The following is a 16863-nucleotide window of genomic DNA, read 5'->3' on the forward strand; positions in this document are numbered from 1 at the left end:
GTACCCTGAGGGGAACGCCTCTTGATGTCGTACAACAGCAGGCAACGATACCCGGCACCGGGTCGCCTGGTCAAAACGGGTCCCCCCGGGCGCGCCCCGGCGGCAAAGAGAGATCAGAATCACCCGCCTGCGAGGTCGCCAGACACCCGGGAGCCGGTCAGACGCCCGAGAGCCGGTGGGCGCCCGGGCGTAGGTACACCGCCCAGGTGACCAGGAAGCAGAGGGCGTACCAGCCGATGAAGGCGAGGTAGGCGGCGTCGGCGGTACCGGAGACGAGGAACGACTGCCGGAAGGCCACGTTCACCAGGACCCCACCGAAGGCCCCGACCGCCCCGGCGATGCCGATCAGGGAGCCGGTCATCCGGCGGGCCCACCGCTCGGCGGCCTCCGCCTCCCGCTGTCCCGCCGCCACCGAGGCCCCGGCCCGGGCCCGGAAGATCGCCGGGATCATCTTGTACGTCGATCCGTTGCCGACGCCGGAGAAGACGAACAGGGCCAGGAAGCCCACCAGGTACAGCCCGAAGGAGCGGTCCCGGGCGGCGTACAGGACCAGTCCGGCCCCGGCGGCCATGGCGACGAAGTTCCAGAAGGTCACCCGGGCCCCGCCCAGCCGGTCGGCGAGCTGTCCCCCGACCGGCCGGACCAGCGATCCGATCAGGGGGCCGAGAAAGGTCAGCCAGGCGGCGTGGACGGGGGTGGGGAACCGCTCGGCGAACTGGAGTTGGAGCACCTGGCCGAAGGCGAACCCGAACCCGATGAAGGAGCCGAAGGTGCCGACGTACAGCACCGACATCGCCCAGGTGTGCCGGTCGGCGGCGGCGGCCCGCAGGGCACCCGGCTCGTTGCGGGCGGCGGGGATGTTGTCCAGCCACCGGGCCGAGGCGAGGGCGGCCAGCACGATCAGGGGGATGTAGACCGCCGGGACCAGCCGGGGGTACGCGGCTCCGGCGGTGGCCAGCACGGCGAGCCCCACGAGCTGCACCGCCGGCACCCCCAGGTTGCCCCCGCCCGCGTTGAAGCCGAGGGCCCGCCCCTTGAGCCGGTCCGGGAAGAACAGGTTGATGTTGGCCATGGAGGAGGCGAAGTTCCCCCCGCCCACCCCGGTCAGGCAGGCCAGCACCATCAGGGTGGAGTAGGAGACCCCCGGTTCCAGCAGCACCGCCATGGGCACCGTCGGCACCAGCAGGAGCAGGGCGCTGACGATGGTCCAGTTCCGGCCACCGAACCGGGCCACCGCCAGGGTGTACGGCAGCCGCAGCACCGCCCCCAGGGCGGCGGGTACGGCGGTGAGCAGGAACTTCCCGGCGGGGTCGATGCCGTACTGGGGGCCGAGGAACAGGACGGTCACCGACCAGAGGCTCCAGACGGAGAACCCGACGTGTTCGGCGAGGATGGAGACCCACAGGTTGCGGCGGGCGACCCGGGCCCCGGTGTCCCGCCAGAAGGCGGGGTCCTCCGGACGCCAGTGTTCGAGGCGGTGTCGACCCCTGGGCGCTGCTGCTGCGGCGGGGGGCGTGGTGGGGGCGAGCGTGCTCACGGCGGCTCCTCCTCGTCGGTCTGCCCGCCGACGCTAGGAAGGGGCCGTTACCGCCGGGTGCCCGTCCCGGGTCGGGCCGGATACGACAACCGCACCGCCGCCCGGGGCCGTCGGTGAGGGCTCGGAGCTGTCGCCGGATCCGGACCGCCTGCTGCACGGTGTCGGTGGACATCCGCCCCCGACGTCACCCTGGGTCAGTCTCCGGCCGGCGTCCGCCGAAGACCGCGAAGCGCCACTCCTTGAAGAAGCAGTCCACGTCGACCAGGCCGGCCTCGGTGAGCCACCGACACTGGTCGCCGACGGTGGCCGGGCGGTCGTGGCGCATCCGCTCCCGGGCCCCGGCGATCTCGGCGGGGTCGGAGCCGAGTTCGGTGATCCGGGCGGTCCACACCTCGTCGTACCGTCGGTCCAGGGTCGGGGTGGGGCCGGCGACCTGTTCGGCGTTGACGAGGACCCCGCCGGGCACCAGTGCTCCGGCGGCCCGCCGGTAGAGCCCTCGCTTGCCCTCGTCGTCGAGGTGGTGCACGGCGAGGGCGGAGACCACCGCGTCGTACCGCCCCTCGGGGAGGGGGTCGGCGAGGTCGGCCCGGACGATCCGGTGGGCGATCCCCCGGGTCTTCAGGTGCCCGGCGGCGACCGCGAGCATGGCCGGGGCCGCGTCGACCAGGGTCACCCGGGCCTGCGGGAGGGCCGCTGTCAGGAGCAGGGAGAGCAGGCCGGTGCCGGCCCCCAGGTCCAGGACCTCGGGGGTACGCCCGGCGGCGAGGGCCGCCCGGATCGGGGGTGCCGCGACCTCGACGGCGGTGCCGTAGAAGGCGTCGAAGCAGGGCACCAGCCGACGACGGGCCTGGTCGTAGCCGCCCGCCACGGCATCGAAGGAGTCCACCACACCCATGCCGCTCCCTCCTCGGGATGTCCTGAAATATGAGACGGTCTTCTCACATTTTAGACCATGCCGTCTGACCTGCAACTCCGGTGCGGTGTGAGCCGCTCTTGACAGGACCGAAACAGAGCAGACCCGGACCGGAAACTGCCTCCCGGCACGCTTCCGGACATGACAGACGGTGCGCAGACGGCGACGCTTCCGGGGGTCGGGCCCCGACAGGCGGCCACGCACTGTCCCTACTGCGCCCTCCAGTGCGGCATGGTGCTGCGCACCTCCGGGACCCGGATCGAGGTCACCCCCCGGCAGTTCCCCACCAACCAGGGGGGCCTGTGCCAGAAGGGCTGGACCGCCGCCGAACTGCTCGACCACCCGGACCGGCTGACCACCCCCCTGGTGCGGGACCGTCCCCACGGGCCGCTGCGTCCGGCCGGGTGGGCGGAGGCCCTGGACCGGGTCGCCGCCGGGATCCGGGCCACCTGGCAGCGGTACGACCGGGACGCGGTGGCGGTCTTCGGCGGGGGTGGGCTGACGAACGAGAAGGCGTACGCCCTGGGCAAGTTCGCCCGGGTGGCCCTGGGCACCCGGAACATCGACTACAACGGACGCTGGTGCATGTCCTCGGCGGCGGCGGCCGGGCTGCGGGCCTTCGGGATCGACAGGGGGCTCCCCTTTCCCGTCACCGACCTGGCGCAGGCGCAGACCCTGCTGCTGGTCGGGGCGAACCCGGCGGAGACCATGCCCCCGCTGATGCGCCACCTGGCCGCGATGCGGGAGCGGGGTGGCCGGCTGATAGTGGTCGACCCCCGGGTCACCGCCACCGCCCGACAGGCCGACCTGCACCTGCAACCCCTGCCCGGTACCGACCTGGCGGTCGCCAACGCCCTCCTGCACGTCGCCCTCGTCGAGGGCCGGCTGGACCGGGCGTACCTCGCCGAGCGGACCACCGGCTTCGACGAGGTCCGGCGGACGGTGGCCGGGTACTGGCCGGCGGAGGTGGAGCGGCTCTCCGGGGTGCCGGTGGCCGACCTGGAGACGACCGCCCGGGATCTGGCCACCGTGGACCGGGCCGTCATCCTCACCGCCCGGGGGGCCGAGCAGCACGCCAAGGGGGTGGACACCGTCACCGCCTTCATCAACCTGGCCCTCGCCCTGGGCCTGCCCGGCCGCCCCGGCTCCGGGTACGGATGCCTCACCGGGCAGGGCAACGGCCAGGGGGGACGCGAGCACGGGCAGAAGGCCGACCAGCTCCCCGGCTACCGGCGGATCGACGACCCGGCGGCCCGGTCCCACGTGGCAGGGGTCTGGGGGGTGACCCCCGAGTCCCTGCCCGGCCCCGGGGTCCCCGCCTACCAGCTCCTGGACTCCCTCGGCACCGACACCGGCCCGAAAGCCCTGCTGGTCTTCGGCTCCAACCCGGTGGTCTCCGCCCCCCGGGCCGCCCGGGTCGAGTCCCGGCTACGCGACCTGGACCTGCTGGTGGTGGCCGACTTCCTCCGGTCGGAGACCGCCGAACTGGCCGACGTGGTGCTCCCGGTGGCCCAGTGGGCCGAGGAGGACGGCACCATGACCAACCTGGAGGGTCGGGTGCTGCGTCGCCGGGCCCTGCGCCCGCCACCGGACGGGGTCCGTACCGACCTGGAGGTCCTGGCCGGGCTCGCCGACCGCCTCGACTCCCCGGTGGACTTCCCCACCGACCCGGCGACGGTCTTCACCGAGCTGCGCCGGGCCTCGGCCGGAGGCCCGGCCGACTACGCCGGAGTCACCTGGGAGCGCATCGAGTCCGACACCGGGGTGTTCTGGCCCTGCCCCGACCCGACCGGCCCGGACACCCCCCGGCTCTTCGCCGACTCCTTCCCGACCCCTGACGGTCGGGCCCGACTCCGGGCGGTCTCCCACCGTCCCGCCGCCGAACCGGTCTGCGCCGACTACCCGCTGCACTTCACCACCGGTCGGGTCCTCGCCCAGTACCAGTCGGGGACCCAGACCCGTCGGGTCGCAGCCCTGCGCCGGGCCGCCCCGACGGGCTTCGTGGAGCTGCACCCCGACCTGGCCGACAGGCTGGGGGTGGCCGAAGGGGATCCGGTGCGGGTGCTCTCCCGCCGGGGGGAGCTGCAGGCCCCGGCCCGGATCAGCCCGACGATCCGCCCCGACACCGTCTTCGCTCCCTTCCACTGGCCGGGTGCGGCCCGGGCCAACTCGGTCACCAACGACGCTGTGGACCCGGTCTCCGGAATGCCCGAGTTCAAGATCTGCGCGGTACGGGTCGAGCGGGTGGCCCCGGCCACGGAGAGGGAGCCGGCATGAGAGTCCTGGTCGTCGGGAACGGCATGGCCGGGTCCCGGCTCGCCGCCGACCTCCAGGCCCGGGGCGGGGACCGGAAGGTGACGACCCTGGGCGCGGAGCCGCACCGGGCGTACAACCGGATCATGCTCTCCACCCTGCTCGCCGGGAAGATCGAGGAGCCGGACCTGGAGCTGACCGACCCCGCCGGGCCGGGCGTGGAGGTCCGGACCGGGGTGACGGTCACCGGGATCGACAGGGCCGCCCGGCAGGTGCACACCGACCAGGGCGAGCGGTACGACTACGACCACCTGGTCCTGGCCACCGGGGCCCGGGCGGTGGTGCCGCCCCTGCCGGGGCTGGACCCGGTACCCGACCGGGTGGTGCCCTTCCGCACCCTGGCGGACTGTCGGCGGATCCTCGCCGCCGCCGAGGGTGCCGGCGAGGCCCTGGTCCTGGGCGGCGGGCTGCTGGGGTTGGAGGCCGCCCGGGGGCTCGCCGCGCGAGGGCTCCGGGTCACTGTGGTCCACCCCAGGCCGCACCTCATGGAACGGCAACTCGACCCGACGGCGGGGGCGGTGCTCGCCGGCACCCTGGACCGGCTGGGGGTCCGTACCCTGCTGGGGGTTCCGGCTGCGGGCGTGGCCGCCGAGGGCGACCGGGTCCACCTCGACCTCGCCGACGGCCGGCGACTCACCGCCGACCTGCTGGTGCTCTCCTGCGGGGTACGCCCCGACACCGCAGTCGCGGCTGCTGCCGGGCTGACGGTGCGGCGGGGGGTGGTGGTCGACGACCGGCTGCGCACCAGCGACCCGGCGATCTCGGCGGTCGGGGACTGCGCCGAGCACCGGGACACCCTGACCGGCCTGGTCGCCCCGGCCTGGGCGCAGGCCCGGGTGGTGGCCGACCTGCTCACCGGGACCGACCCGGCGGCCCGGTACCGGCCCCGACCGGGGGTGACCCGGTTGAAGGCGGCCGGGGTCGACCTGGCCGCGATGGGCGACACCACCGGGTCGACACAGACCCCGGGAGTGGAGGAGTTGACCTTCACCGACCCGACGCGGGGCACCTACGCCCGGCTGCGCATCGACCGGGATCGCCTGACCGGGGCGATCCTGGTCGGCGAGAACCCTTCCGTCGGCACCGTGGTCCAGCTCTTCGACAGGGGCACCCCGGTCCCCGCCGACCGACGGTCCCTCCTGCTCGGCCGGGCCTTCGGGACGGCCCCGGTCAGCACGGCCGGATCCCCGGCCCTGATGCCGGACGCGACGACGATCTGCCAGTGCAACGACGTGACGAAGGGAGCCCTGGTGGCCTGCTGGCGGGCCGGTGCCCGAACCCCGGCGGAGCTGTCGGCGGCCACCCGGGCCGCCACCGGCTGCGGAACCTGCCGAGAAGCCCTCACCGGCATAGCCACCTGGCTGGCCACCACCGACCCACCCCCCACCCCATGACCCACCCCCCCTTCGGGGTCGATCAAGGGATTTGCGTCAGCTCCGTCGTGGTTCCTGACGCAAACCCCTTGGTCAACGGGGCGAGACGGGGAAGGGGGCGGGGGCAGGTGGGTGGGAGCAGGGGTGGGGGTGGGGGTGGGGGTGGGGGGAGCAGCGGAGGAGATGATGGAGGTGGACGGATGAACGGCGGACGGTTGGTCGTCGTCGGGAACGGGATGGTCGGGCAGCGCTTCGTCGAGGCCCTGCGCGCCCGCGACACCGGGCGACGGTGGCAGGTCACGGTCCTCGCCGAGGAGGACCGACCGGCGTACGACCGGGTGCGGCTGTCGGCGTACCTCGACGGGGTCGACGCCGAGGAGCTGAACCTGCACACCCCGGACGAGGGGGTCCGGCTGCGCCTGGACGAGCCGGTCACCGCCCTGGACCGGAACCGGCGGGTGGTCACCACGGCAGTCGGGGAGTACCCGTACGACGCGCTGGTGCTGGCCACCGGCTCGTACCCGTTCGTGCCCCCGGTGCCCGGCACCGACCTGCCCGGGGTCTTCGCGTACCGCACCCTGGAGGACCTGACCGCCATCCGGGCGTACGCCGCCGGCCGCCACACCGGGGCGGTGATCGGCGGGGGGCTCCTCGGACTGGAGGCGGCGAACGCCCTGCGTCTGCTGGGCCTGACCACCCACGTGGTGGAGTTCGCCCCCCGGCTGATGCCGGTACAGGTGGACACCGCCGGTGGGGCGATGCTGCGCCGGTACGTCGAGGAGTTGGGGGTGACCTGTCACCTGGGGACGGCCACCACCGCCCTGCTCCCCGGCCCGGCGGGCGGGGTGGCCGCCCTGGAACTCGGCGACGGCACCCGGGTCGACACCGACCTGGTGGTGGTCGCCGCCGGCATCCGCCCCCGCGACGAGCTGGCCAGGGCCGCCGGGCTGGCCCTCGGCCCCCGGGGCGGGGTGGCGGTCGACGACTCCTGCCGGACCGCCGACGACCGGATCTGGGCGGTCGGGGAGTGCGCGGCGGTGGACGGCACCTGCCACGGCCTGGTCGCCCCCGGGTACGCCATGGCCGAGGTGGTCGCCGACCGGCTGCTCGACGGGACGGCCACCTTCCCCGGCGCGGACACCGCCACCAAACTGAAGCTGCTCGGCGTGGACGTGGCCTCCTTCGGGGACGCCCACGGCACCACCCCGGGCTGCCTGGACGTCACCTACACCGACCCGGCCACCCGCTCGTACGCGAAGCTGGTCCTCTCCGACGACGCCCGGACCCTGCTCGGGGGGATCCTGGTCGGGGACGCCACCGCCTACCCCACCCTGCGGGCCGGTGTCGGGGGTCCCCTCCCCGGTCCCCCGCTGGCCCTGCTGGCCCCCGCCGACGCCACTGGTGTCGGCGTCGGGGCGGCGGCCCTGCCCGGCACCGCCCAGGTCTGTTCCTGCAACGCGGTGACCCGGGACGACGTCGAGGCCGCCATCGCCCAGGGGTGCACCGACGTACCGGGGTTGAAGGCGTGCACCCGGGCCGGGACGAGCTGCGGCTCCTGCGTACCGATGCTCAAGCAGCTCCTGGACGCGGCCGGGGTACGCCAGTCCACCGCCCTGTGTGAACACTTCGCGGTCAGCCGCCGGGAGCTGTTCGACATCGTCCGGGTCCGGGGGATCCGTACCTTCTCCCAGCTCGTCGCCGAACACGGGGTGGGCCGGGGCTGCGACATCTGCAAGCCGGTGGTCGCCTCGATCCTGGCCAGCCTCGGCAACGGGTACGTCCTCGACGGGGAGCAGGCCAGCCTCCAGGACACCAACGACCACTTCCTCGCCAACCTGCAACGCGACGGCAGCTACTCGGTGGTGCCCCGGATCCCCGGCGGGGAGATCTCCCCGGAGAAGCTGATCGTCATCGGGGAGGTGGCCCGGGACTTCGACCTCTACACGAAGATCACCGGAGGTCAGCGGATCGACCTGTTCGGGGCCCGGGTCGAGCAGTTGCCGGAGATCTGGCGGCGGCTGGTGGACGCGGGCTTCGAGTCCGGTCACGCCTACGGCAAGGCCCTGCGTACGGTGAAATCCTGCGTCGGGGACACCTGGTGCCGGTACGGGGTGCAGGACTCCGTCGGGCTGGCGATCGCCCTGGAACAGCGGTACCGGGGGCTGCGCGCCCCCCACAAGCTCAAGTCGGCGGTCTCCGGGTGCGCCAGGGAGTGTGCCGAGGCCCGCAGCAAGGACTTCGGCATCATCGCCACCGACAACGGGTGGAACCTCTACCTGGGCGGCAACGGGGGTTTCAAGCCCCGGCACGCCGACCTCTTCGCCACCGACCTGTCCACCGAGACCCTGATCCGGCTGATCGACAGGTTCCTCGTCTACTACGTCCGGACCGCCGACCGGTTGCAGCGCACGTCGGCCTGGATCGAGGCGATGGAGGGGGGTCTGGAGCACCTGCGGGAGGTGATCGTCGAGGACTCCCTGGGTCTCTGCGCCGAACTGGACGCCGCCATGGCCCGGCACGTCGACTCCTACTCCGACGAGTGGCGGGACACCCTGGCCGACCCGGAGCGGTTGCGCCGGTTCACCTCCTTCGTCAACGCCCCGGGGGTCCCCGACCCCTCGATCGACTTCCAACTGGTCCGGGGCCAACCGGTCCCGGCGCGGGTCGGCCCCGCGCAGGTCGGTGCGGACCGAGGAGGACCGGCGCAGGAAGGGCCCGACCGGCGAGGCCCGGACCGGGGGGAACCGGCGGTCGCCGGGCCGGTCCGGCTCGGTCTGCCCCAGGCCCGACGTCCGGAGGTGCCGCGATGACCTCGACCCTCGCCCCGGCCTGGACCCCGGTCTGCCCCCTGACCCGGCTGGAGTACGACAGGGGGGTCGCCGCCCTCGTCGAGGGGGTCCAGGTGGCCGTCTTCCGGACCACCGAGGGGTTGTACGCCGTCGACAACCTCGACCCGGCCAGCGGCGCGAACGTGTTGAGCCGGGGCATCGTCGGCAGCCGCGAAGGGGTGCCGACAGTGGCCTCACCCCTGCACAAGCAGGTGTACGACCTGCGGACCGGTGACTGCCTCGACCGACCCGGGGCCGGTGTGTCCCGACACGAGGTGCGGTGCCGCGACGGTCTGGTCGAGGTGCGGCTGCGACAGGAGGAATGATGGGTGGGGAACTGGCAGGCTTCACCATCGGGGTGACCGCCGACCGACGGCGAGACGAACTCGCCGCCCTCCTGGAACGGCGGGGGGCCCGGGTGGTGCTCGCCCCGGCCCTGCGGATCGTGCCGTTGGCCGACGACACCGAACTGCGCGAGGCGACCCGGGCCTGCCTGGACCGTCCGCCGGACATCCTGATGGCGAACACCGGGATCGGGATGCGGGGCTGGCTGGAGGCGGCCGAGGGCTGGGGGCTGGCCGAGCCCCTACGGTCGGTGCTGACCGACGCGTACGTGGTGGCCCGGGGCCCCAAGGCCCGGGGTGCCATCCGGGCCGCCGGGCTGCACGACCAGTGGTCCCCCGACTCCGAGAGCTGCGACGAGGTGGTCGACCACCTTCGGCGACGCGGGGTGGCCGGGCAGGTCATCGCCATGCAGCTGCACGGGGAACGCCAGCCGGAGTGCACCCTGGCCCTGGAGTCGGCCGGGGCCACCGTCATCGAGATCCCGGTCTACCGGTGGGCTCCCCCGACCGACCCGGCCCCCCTGCACCGGCTGATCGACCTGATCGCCGGACGACTCGTCGACGCTGTCACCTTCACCTCCGCGATGGCGACGGAGGCACTGATCCGGGCTGCCGGGGACCGGACCTCGGCGGTGCTCGACGCCCTGCGGGCGGAGGTGATGGCCGGCTGCGTGGGGCCGGTCACCGCCGAACCGTTGCGCCGTCGGGGCGTACCGGTCACCACCCCGACCCGGGCCCGCCTCGGCGCCCTGGCCCGCACCATCGTCGACGAACTGCCCAGGCGGACCACCACCGTCAAGGCGGCCGGTCACCTCATCACCCTGCGCGGCCACGCCGCCGTGGTGGACGGGGAGCTGCGTCTCCTGGCCCCCGCCCCGATGGCGATCCTGCGCGAACTGGCCCGCTCGCCCGGCCGGGTCATGTCCCGTGCCGCCCTGCTGCGCACCCTGCCCCGGGGGGCCGACGAGCACGCCGTGGAGATGGCGGTGGCCAGACTCCGAGCCGGCCTGAAGACCCCCCGAGTCGTCCAGACCGTCGTCAAACGCGGCTACCGCCTCCACACCGACTGACCCCACCCCTCCCCCACCGTCCCCACCCGCGATCTGTTCGTTGATCAAGGGGTTTGCGTCACCCGCGGCCGGATCCATGACGCAAACCCCTTGATCAACGCACGAGACGGCGGGAGGGCGGGAGGGTGGGGGGCGCGGGAGGGGGCGGGGCGCGGGAGGGTGGGGGCGCGGGAGGGTGGGGGCGCGGGAGGGTGGGGACAGGGCGGAGCCCTCCCCGGCGCTGGGGGGCGTCGGGGAGGGCTCCGGGGTGGGTCGGGTCGGTCAGCCGACGGGGGCGGGGAAACCCCGTCCGTGCTCGGCTTCGAGCCGCATCATGGCGTGCTCCACCACTGTCACCAGGACCTGCTTGACCGACTCCCGGTGCCGGGCGTCGGTCCACACCAGCGGTACGTCGGGCGAGATCGCCAGCGCCTCGCGTACCTCTTCGAGCTCGTACTGGGACGCGCCGTCGAAGTGGTTGAGCGCCACGACGTACGGCAGCTTGCGGTTCTCGAAGTAGTCCAGGGGAGCGAAGGCGTCGGTGATCCGACGGGTGTCCACCAGGACGGCGGCCCCCACCGCACCCCTGATGATCTCGTCCCACATGAACCAGAACCGGGTCTGACCGGGCGTACCGAACAGGTACAGGATCAGGTCCTGGGCCATCGTGATACGACCGAAGTCCATGGCGACCGTGGTGGTCTCCTTGCCGGGCACCTTGGACGGATCGTCGATCCCCACACCCGCTGCGGTCATCACCGCCTCGGTGGTCAGCGGAGTGATCTCCGAGATCGCTCCGACGAGGGTCGTCTTGCCTACGCCGAAGCCACCCGCGACCACGATCTTCGCCGAGACGATTCCCCGGTTCTGGCGGGCCCCGGCGGGGTCATAGCCTGCGAAGTCCACTTAGCACCCTTCCAAGGATTTCCATGCGCTCCTCGTACCCGTCGGCGGGAGCGGCAGTGTGTAGCGTCAGCAGACCCTCGGCCACCATGTCGGCGACCAGCACCCGGGAGACGCCCAACGGCATCCGGGTGTACGCGGCGATCTCCGCCAGCGACTGCGGCCGTCCCTCGCAGACCGAGGCGATCCGGTGCTTGTCGTGTCCGGCGAAACGGGACTCCGCGACGGCGGTGGGGCTGGCCGTCAGCACCGCCTCCAGCGCGATGTCCTGTCGGGGCTCGGTGCGACCGCGGGTGACCGCGTAAGGCCGTACGAGCGCGCCCCGTGGGTCCGAGCGACGTTGGTCCATCCCTGGTCACCTCCTCCCGTACGGCACTGGTGGGTTGCCGTTCACGTCTGTCCCGGTGCGCTCTGGCCACCGGCCTCTGTGGTGATGCGTATCACGATCGCACGGCATCCCGCGGCAGCGGAACCAGTGCGGCACCGACCCTTTCGACGAGCAGCGCCATCTCGTACCCGACCTGGCCGACGTCGCAGCTGCGGGCGGCGAGGACCGCCATCGAGGAGCCGTCGCTGATCGACATGAGGAACAGGTATCCGCTGTCCATCTCGATGACGGTCTGGAGGACGCCACCGGCGCTGAACATCCGGGCCGCCCCCTCGGTCAGGCTGACCACACCGGAGGTGATCGCCGCGAGCTGGTCGGCCCGGTCCCCCGGGAGGTCCCGGGACGAGGCGAGCAACAGCCCGTCGGCGGACACCGCCACCACGTGTGCGATACCCGCCACACTGTCGGCGAAGTTGGTGAGCAGCCAACCCATGTCCTGCATAGCCGCTGGCCTGTTCATCGGCTCGTCTCCTTGGTCGAGGTGCTGTTCTGGTCGGCCCCGGCCGTGCGGCCACGTTGGACACCCCGGTGGTAGGCGGAGAGTAGACCGCGTACCTCGTCGGGCGTCCGTCGGCTCCGGTCCCGTCCGCTCTTGTTCTCGATCCCGCCCGGTACGAGCTGGGCCTGCGGGACCCGCTTCGGCAACCCGGAACGGGTGGTGCCGGAGTTGGTCGGCTCGGCGGCCCGGCTCGCCCGACTCCAACCGTCGTCGGCAGCGGTCTGCCATGCCTCGGGTTCGGCGGCCGACGGGGCGGAGACGGGCGGAAGGCTGCTCGGTGCCGGCTCGGCGGGGGCCGTCGGTACGGCCGGTGGCGCGCTCGCCGCCGGAGGGGTGTACGACGGCGGTGGCGTCTGGGCCGGTGCCGGTGCCGGCGGTGGGGTGGCCACCGCTCCGGGGGTCCGGGTCGGCAGCGGCGGTCGGGACGGCGCGGCGGGAGCCGCCGGAGTCGGGGTCGTGGTGCCGGTGGTGGGCGGTTGGTCGAAGCTGGGCCGGGTGAAGATGGCGGTCTCGTCGTTGCCGTGCGACCGGAACCAGACCGCCTCCATCTCCCGGAATATCGGCGCCTCGGCCGGTTGGTTCCGACGTCCCGTCACCGGGGGGTTGGCGGCCGGGGAAGTCGGTGCCGGAACAGCGGGCAGTGGAGTCGGTGCCGGGGTGGAGGTGGCGGCCGGCAGCCCGGCGGTCGGGCCGGCCGGCAGCACCGGGGTCGCCGGTCGGGTCGGCTCGTCGACCGGTGCCCGCCGAGGCAGCGGGTCCAGGGCGGGGATCGCCACGGTGGGGCCACCCACCGCAGGCAGGCCGCCGTTGCGGACCGCCGGGTCGGCCGGGGTCGGTTCGGGCGTGGTCAGCGGTGACCCACCCGCCCGGACGGGCGGGGCGGTGGTCCGGGCGTCGACAGGGGTCTGCCAACTGACCGGTGGGGTGGGGGTGGGGGTCGTGGCGGGGGTGCGCCACTGCTCGGTCATGGTCGCCGCCGAGCTGCGACCGGCACCGGCCGGGGCGTCGCCGTTGACGCTCGCCGGGGTCAGGGGGGTCGGCTCCGGCTGACGCGGCCGGCTCTCGATCTGGTCCCGGCCCCGCTGGCTGGGCAGGACCACTGCCGCGGCGGGCAGGGTCACCTGGGCGACGGTCCCGCCCTCGACGTTGCGGCGCAGCTCCACCCGGATCTGGTACCGGGAGGCGAGCCGGCTCACCACTGCCAGACCCATCAGGCGGAACGCCGCCACGTCGACGGTGGGGGGCGCGGCCAGGCGGCGGTTGAGCGAGTCGAGCTGCTCGTCGCTGAGCCCGAGCCCCCGGTCCTCGATCTGGATGAGGACGTAGTCCCGGATCCGGCGTCCGTCCGCCACGACGGTGGTGTTCGGTGCGGAGAACCGGGTCGCGTTGTCGAGCAGTTCGGCGACGAGCCGGACCACGTCGTTGACGGCGTGGGCGGCGACGGAGACGTCGGTGTCGACGGTGCCGAACTCGATCCGGTTGTACTGCTCCACCTCGGATTGGGCGGCGCGCAGCACGTCGACCAGGAGGGCGTCGTCGCGGCGCGGTACTGCGGAGTCGGCACCGGCGAGGACCAGCAGGTTCTCGTCGTTGCGGCGCATTCGGGTGGCCAGGTGGTCCAGCTCGAAGAGCCGGGCGAGCCGCTTCGGGTCCTCCTCGGAGCGCTCGATGGCGTCCAGCTCACCGATCATCCGGTCGACGAGCGTCTGGGAGCGCCGGGCCAGGTTGAGGAACATCGCCGAGACGCTGGTCCGCAGGGCGGCCTGCTCGGCGGCGACCCGGACGGCCTCCTGGTGGACGACGTTGAAGGCCAGGGCCACCTGCCCGACCTCGTCGCGGGTGTTGAGCTTGATCGGGTCCCGGACCTGCCGGACGATCTCCTCCACACCGCCGTCGCCGACGTTGTTGATGTTCTGGAGCCGGCTCACCGCCTCGGGCAGGTCGTGGTTGGCCACCGAGAGGGCGCCCTCCCGCAGTCGACGCAGCGACTGGTTGAGGGAGCGGGCGAGCATCACGGCCAGCGTCACGGCGATGATCAGGGTGAGCAGCACCAGGATCGCCTCGACGATCGCCTGCCGGATCACCTCGGTACGGGCCTGTTCGGCGTCGGCGAGCAGCTCGTCCTGGAGCCGCACCTCGGCCCAGCGCATCAGGTCGTTGACGGCACCGATCGAGTTGGCCGCCTCCTCCTTGGTGACCAGCGCGCTCTGCCCGACCGAGCGGGTGATGTCGCTGGCGATCTTGTCGGCCAGGCCGACGGCGTCACCGGAGACGGTGCTGTCGACGAGTGCCCGTTGAGCGGGGTCGGCGGCGAGGGAGAAGGCGAGCAGCGCCTCCTGCTGACCGGTCAGGGTGGCCACGAAGGAGGAGAACTGTTCCTCGTCGAGGCGACCACCGACCAGGGCGGTGAAGGCGACGGCCTCCTGCTCGGCGACGGCGCCCTTGGCGCGGCTGAACGCGGCCACCGCCCGGCGGTTCTCGGCCAGCCGGTCGTCGCCGGAGAGCTGGGCGAGCACGTCACCGTAGGAGACCAGGTCGCCCAGGACCACGCCGTAGCGCAGCGCGGCGGCGGCGACCGGCATCTGCCGCCGGTCCAGCACGCCCTGCCGGGTGCCGCTGAGGGTTTCCAGGTGGTTGTCGATCACGTCGAGCCGGTTGTCGACCGAGGTCGGTACGGCCCCGACCCGCGCCCGCTCCTCGCGGTAGTCGGCGATGCGCTCGTCGGTACGGCGTACCCGCAGGTTGTAGTCGTCGGCCGACTGACCGGGGGTGGCCAGGTAGGCGGCGGCGGCCATCCGCTCCCGGTGCAGGTCCTGGGTCAGCGCCGAGACGTCGACGGAGAGCGCGGTGAGGGCACGGATCCGGGTGGCCTCGACGGCGCCCTCGCCGGTGGCGATCAGTCGGATAGTCGCCAATGCGATGACTGCCGCGACCGGAACGACGAGAATGAGGGCCAGCTTGGACCGGATCCGGGCGTCCCGTAGCCGGGGCAGTCGGCGACGTACTGTCTCCAGCTTGCCGTCACCAGCGTCGGGCATGGTCGTAGGTCCGGTGCTCACGGCATCGCCTCCGTCGTTTCTTCCACGCCTGACCCGCCGACCCACGCCGAGTGCGGCGGGCAGGGCCGCGCTCGGCACGGCCGCGATTTCATCAAAGAAGATCCGGTTTGGGAAGCCGCAGTGAGGGAGAAAACCGTCGAGCCCAGCCCGACACCCGCAGCGATCACCTGATACCGCCAATTCTCTACCGCCCCTGACCAGGGCATATGATCCAGAGTGGTCGGATGAATCTGCAAAGTGAGCGTCTGTGAACAGCTGATGTCTCCAGCATGTGGGACGGCTGTCCCGAAACGCTGCCGGTGCCCGCGCTTGACCGCAGCGCTTGGCATTGGCAAGGTTTTGCAGGCTTCGCGCACACCGTACGGCACACGATTCCCGATCCTGCAATGAGGACGGCGGAACCGGCGGTGACCGGGCTTGGACCCGTGCCGCACCCTGGAGGACAGAGTTGATCCCCATCCGCACCGCGACCATCGCGGCGCTAGCATCGGCCGTCCTGGCCACGACGCTCACCGGCTGCCAGTTCGGCGCCGCCGAGGAGGACACCAGCCCCATCGTCATCGGCGCGGACCTGGAGTTGTCCGGCGCCTCGGCGCCGGTGGGACAGGCGTACCAGCGTGCCCTGGAACTGAAGGTAGAACAGCTCAACGCCTCCGGCGCCCTCAACGGTCGCCGGATCGAACTGCGGATCAAGGACAACCGATCGGACGCGGCGGAGTCGCTGCGCAACGTCGGTGAGTTCGGCAACGACAGCGGGATCAGCGCCGTCGTCATGGGCGGCTGCAACGAGTGCGCCGTGGGGGCGGTCCGGACCATCAACGAACGGCGGGTCCCCACCATCGCACTCGCCGCGTCCAGCGAGGTCGTCAACCCCGTCGTCGACCGCCGGTACGTGTTCCAGCTCGCCCCCGGCGCCGGGGCCAGCGCCAGCGTCCTGGTCGACGAACTCCAGCGGGCCCGCAACCGTACGGTGGCCGTGCTGCACAGCGACGACAGCTACGGCCGGGAGGGCCTGGCCGCCCTGCGCCGGGAGCTGACCAAGGCCAACATCGAACTGCAGCGCCGGATCGCGATCGGCAGCACCGTCACCGACCTCGCCCAGCCGGTCCAGCAGCTGGTCTCCGGAGGACCGGACGCCGTCGTCCTCTGGACCAACGCCGAGCAGGCCACCATCGCCGCGAACGCCGCCCAGCAGGCGGACTTCGACGGGAACCTCTACTTCGACGCGGTGGCCGGGGGCGAGCTGTTCCTCGGTGGCTCGGGGCGGGCGAACGCCCGGTCGACACTGGTCTTCACCCAGACCATGGCGATCGACGACGTCATCGCCACGACCCCGGCCAAGGCGGCCCGCCGCCAGTGGTTCCAGGACTACACCGCCCGGTACGGCAGCTACCACGGCTTCTCCTCCTTCGCGGCGGACGCCGTACAGCTGATCGCCGACGCCGAACTGCGTCGCTCCGGCCCGGCCGGGCAGGTCGACCGGGACGGCATCCGGGACGTCCTGGAGACCGCTCAGCTCGACGGGCTCTCCGGCCCGATCCGGATCACCCCGGACAACCACTCGGCGCTGATGCCGCAGGCCCTCACCACCCTGGTCGCCCGGGGCGGTCGGTGGCGTCTGGCCGGCTGACCGGCCCTCGGTGACGAACCGGCCGGC

General features: G+C 73.0%; 12 protein-coding genes. 6 read left to right on the forward strand and 6 right to left on the reverse strand.

The genetic code is table 11. The features are described 5' to 3' along the window. Window positions 1–157: 157 nt before the first annotated feature. Both WHN02_RS01375 and WHN02_RS01380 read right to left on the reverse strand, forming a co-directional pair. The gene (locus WHN02_RS01375; RefSeq protein ID WP_434741708.1) at window positions 158–1537 is read right to left on the reverse strand and encodes an MFS transporter; all 1380 of its coding nucleotides are present in this window, start codon (window positions 1535–1537) and stop codon (window positions 158–160) included. A gap of 184 nt (window positions 1538–1721) precedes the next feature. Next, a complete protein-coding gene (locus WHN02_RS01380) occupies window positions 1722–2432 on the reverse strand; it encodes a class I SAM-dependent methyltransferase (protein ID WP_434741709.1) in 711 nt (236 codons plus the stop codon). A gap of 249 nt (window positions 2433–2681) precedes the next feature. Here WHN02_RS01380 and WHN02_RS01385 point away from each other — a divergent pair, with 249 nt between their 5' ends. The 5 genes from WHN02_RS01385 to WHN02_RS01405 all read left to right on the forward strand — a co-directional run bounded on the left by WHN02_RS01385 (window position 2682) and on the right by WHN02_RS01405 (window position 10378). Next, entirely contained in the window at window positions 2682–4727 is a 2046-nt protein-coding gene (locus tag WHN02_RS01385) for a molybdopterin oxidoreductase family protein (RefSeq protein ID WP_434744123.1), read from the forward strand. Continuing rightward, complete coding sequence (locus WHN02_RS01390) at window positions 4724–6157, forward strand: FAD-dependent oxidoreductase (RefSeq protein ID WP_434741710.1); 1434 nt, start codon at window positions 4724–4726, stop codon at window positions 6155–6157. Before WHN02_RS01385 ends, WHN02_RS01390 begins: the two co-directional genes overlap by 4 nt. A 179-nt stretch (window positions 6158–6336) precedes the next feature. Continuing rightward, entirely contained in the window at window positions 6337–8946 is a 2610-nt protein-coding gene (nirB, locus tag WHN02_RS01395; RefSeq protein ID WP_434741711.1) for a nitrite reductase large subunit NirB, read from the forward strand. Beyond that, window positions 8943–9290, forward strand: coding sequence for a nitrite reductase small subunit NirD (gene nirD / locus WHN02_RS01400; protein WP_434741712.1), 348 nt, complete (start codon window positions 8943–8945; stop codon window positions 9288–9290). Before nirB ends, nirD begins: the two co-directional genes overlap by 4 nt. After that, entirely contained in the window at window positions 9290–10378 is a 1089-nt protein-coding gene (locus tag WHN02_RS01405) for a uroporphyrinogen-III synthase (protein WP_434741713.1), read from the forward strand. Before nirD ends, WHN02_RS01405 begins: the two co-directional genes overlap by 1 nt. Window positions 10379–10639: 261 nt before the next feature. Here WHN02_RS01405 and WHN02_RS01410 read toward each other — a convergent pair whose 3' ends face one another. The 4 genes from WHN02_RS01410 to WHN02_RS01425 form a co-directional block, all read right to left on the reverse strand. Further along, window positions 10640–11263: a GTP-binding protein gene (locus WHN02_RS01410; RefSeq protein ID WP_350895626.1), complete on the reverse strand. Its 624-nt coding sequence runs from the start codon at window positions 11261–11263 to the stop codon at window positions 10640–10642. Next, the gene (locus tag WHN02_RS01415) at window positions 11244–11609 is read right to left on the reverse strand and encodes a DUF742 domain-containing protein (protein WP_350895627.1); all 366 of its coding nucleotides are present in this window, start codon (window positions 11607–11609) and stop codon (window positions 11244–11246) included. The genes WHN02_RS01410 and WHN02_RS01415 overlap by 20 nt, the downstream gene beginning before the upstream one ends. A 91-nt stretch (window positions 11610–11700) precedes the next feature. After that, entirely contained in the window at window positions 11701–12108 is a 408-nt protein-coding gene (locus tag WHN02_RS01420; RefSeq protein WP_007465177.1) for a roadblock/LC7 domain-containing protein, read from the reverse strand. Further along, window positions 12105–15206 carry a nitrate- and nitrite sensing domain-containing protein gene (locus tag WHN02_RS01425; protein WP_434741714.1) on the reverse strand — a complete coding sequence of 1034 codons (3102 nt, stop codon included), beginning with the start codon at window positions 15204–15206 and terminating at the stop codon, window positions 12105–12107. Before WHN02_RS01425 ends, WHN02_RS01420 begins: the two co-directional genes overlap by 4 nt. Window positions 15207–15654: 448 nt before the next feature. Here WHN02_RS01425 and WHN02_RS01430 point away from each other — a divergent pair, with 448 nt between their 5' ends. Beyond that, a complete protein-coding gene (locus WHN02_RS01430; RefSeq protein ID WP_434741715.1) occupies window positions 15655–16836 on the forward strand; it encodes an ABC transporter substrate-binding protein in 1182 nt (393 codons plus the stop codon). Window positions 16837–16863: the final 27 nt, after the last annotated feature.

The sequence above is a fragment of the Micromonospora sp. SH-82 genome (assembly GCF_051132485.1).
GTDB lineage: Bacteria > Actinomycetota > Actinomycetes > Mycobacteriales > Micromonosporaceae > Micromonospora.

Coding starts and splice junctions, on each gene's coding strand:
- WHN02_RS01380 (WP_434741709.1), bottom strand. CDS start 2,432: ATGGGTGTGGTGGACTCCTTCGATGCCGTGGCGGGCGGCTACGACCAG.
- WHN02_RS01385 (WP_434744123.1), top strand. CDS start 2,682: ATGGTGCTGCGCACCTCCGGGACCCGGATCGAGGTCACCCCCCGGCAG.
- WHN02_RS01390 (WP_434741710.1), top strand. CDS start 4,724: ATGAGAGTCCTGGTCGTCGGGAACGGCATGGCCGGGTCCCGGCTCGCC.
- nirB (WP_434741711.1), top strand. CDS start 6,337: ATGAACGGCGGACGGTTGGTCGTCGTCGGGAACGGGATGGTCGGGCAG.
- nirD (WP_434741712.1), top strand. CDS start 8,943: ATGACCTCGACCCTCGCCCCGGCCTGGACCCCGGTCTGCCCCCTGACC.
- WHN02_RS01405 (WP_434741713.1), top strand. CDS start 9,290: ATGGGTGGGGAACTGGCAGGCTTCACCATCGGGGTGACCGCCGACCGA.
- WHN02_RS01415 (WP_350895627.1), bottom strand. CDS start 11,609: ATGGACCAACGTCGCTCGGACCCACGGGGCGCGCTCGTACGGCCTTAC.
- WHN02_RS01420 (WP_007465177.1), bottom strand. CDS start 12,108: ATGAACAGGCCAGCGGCTATGCAGGACATGGGTTGGCTGCTCACCAAC.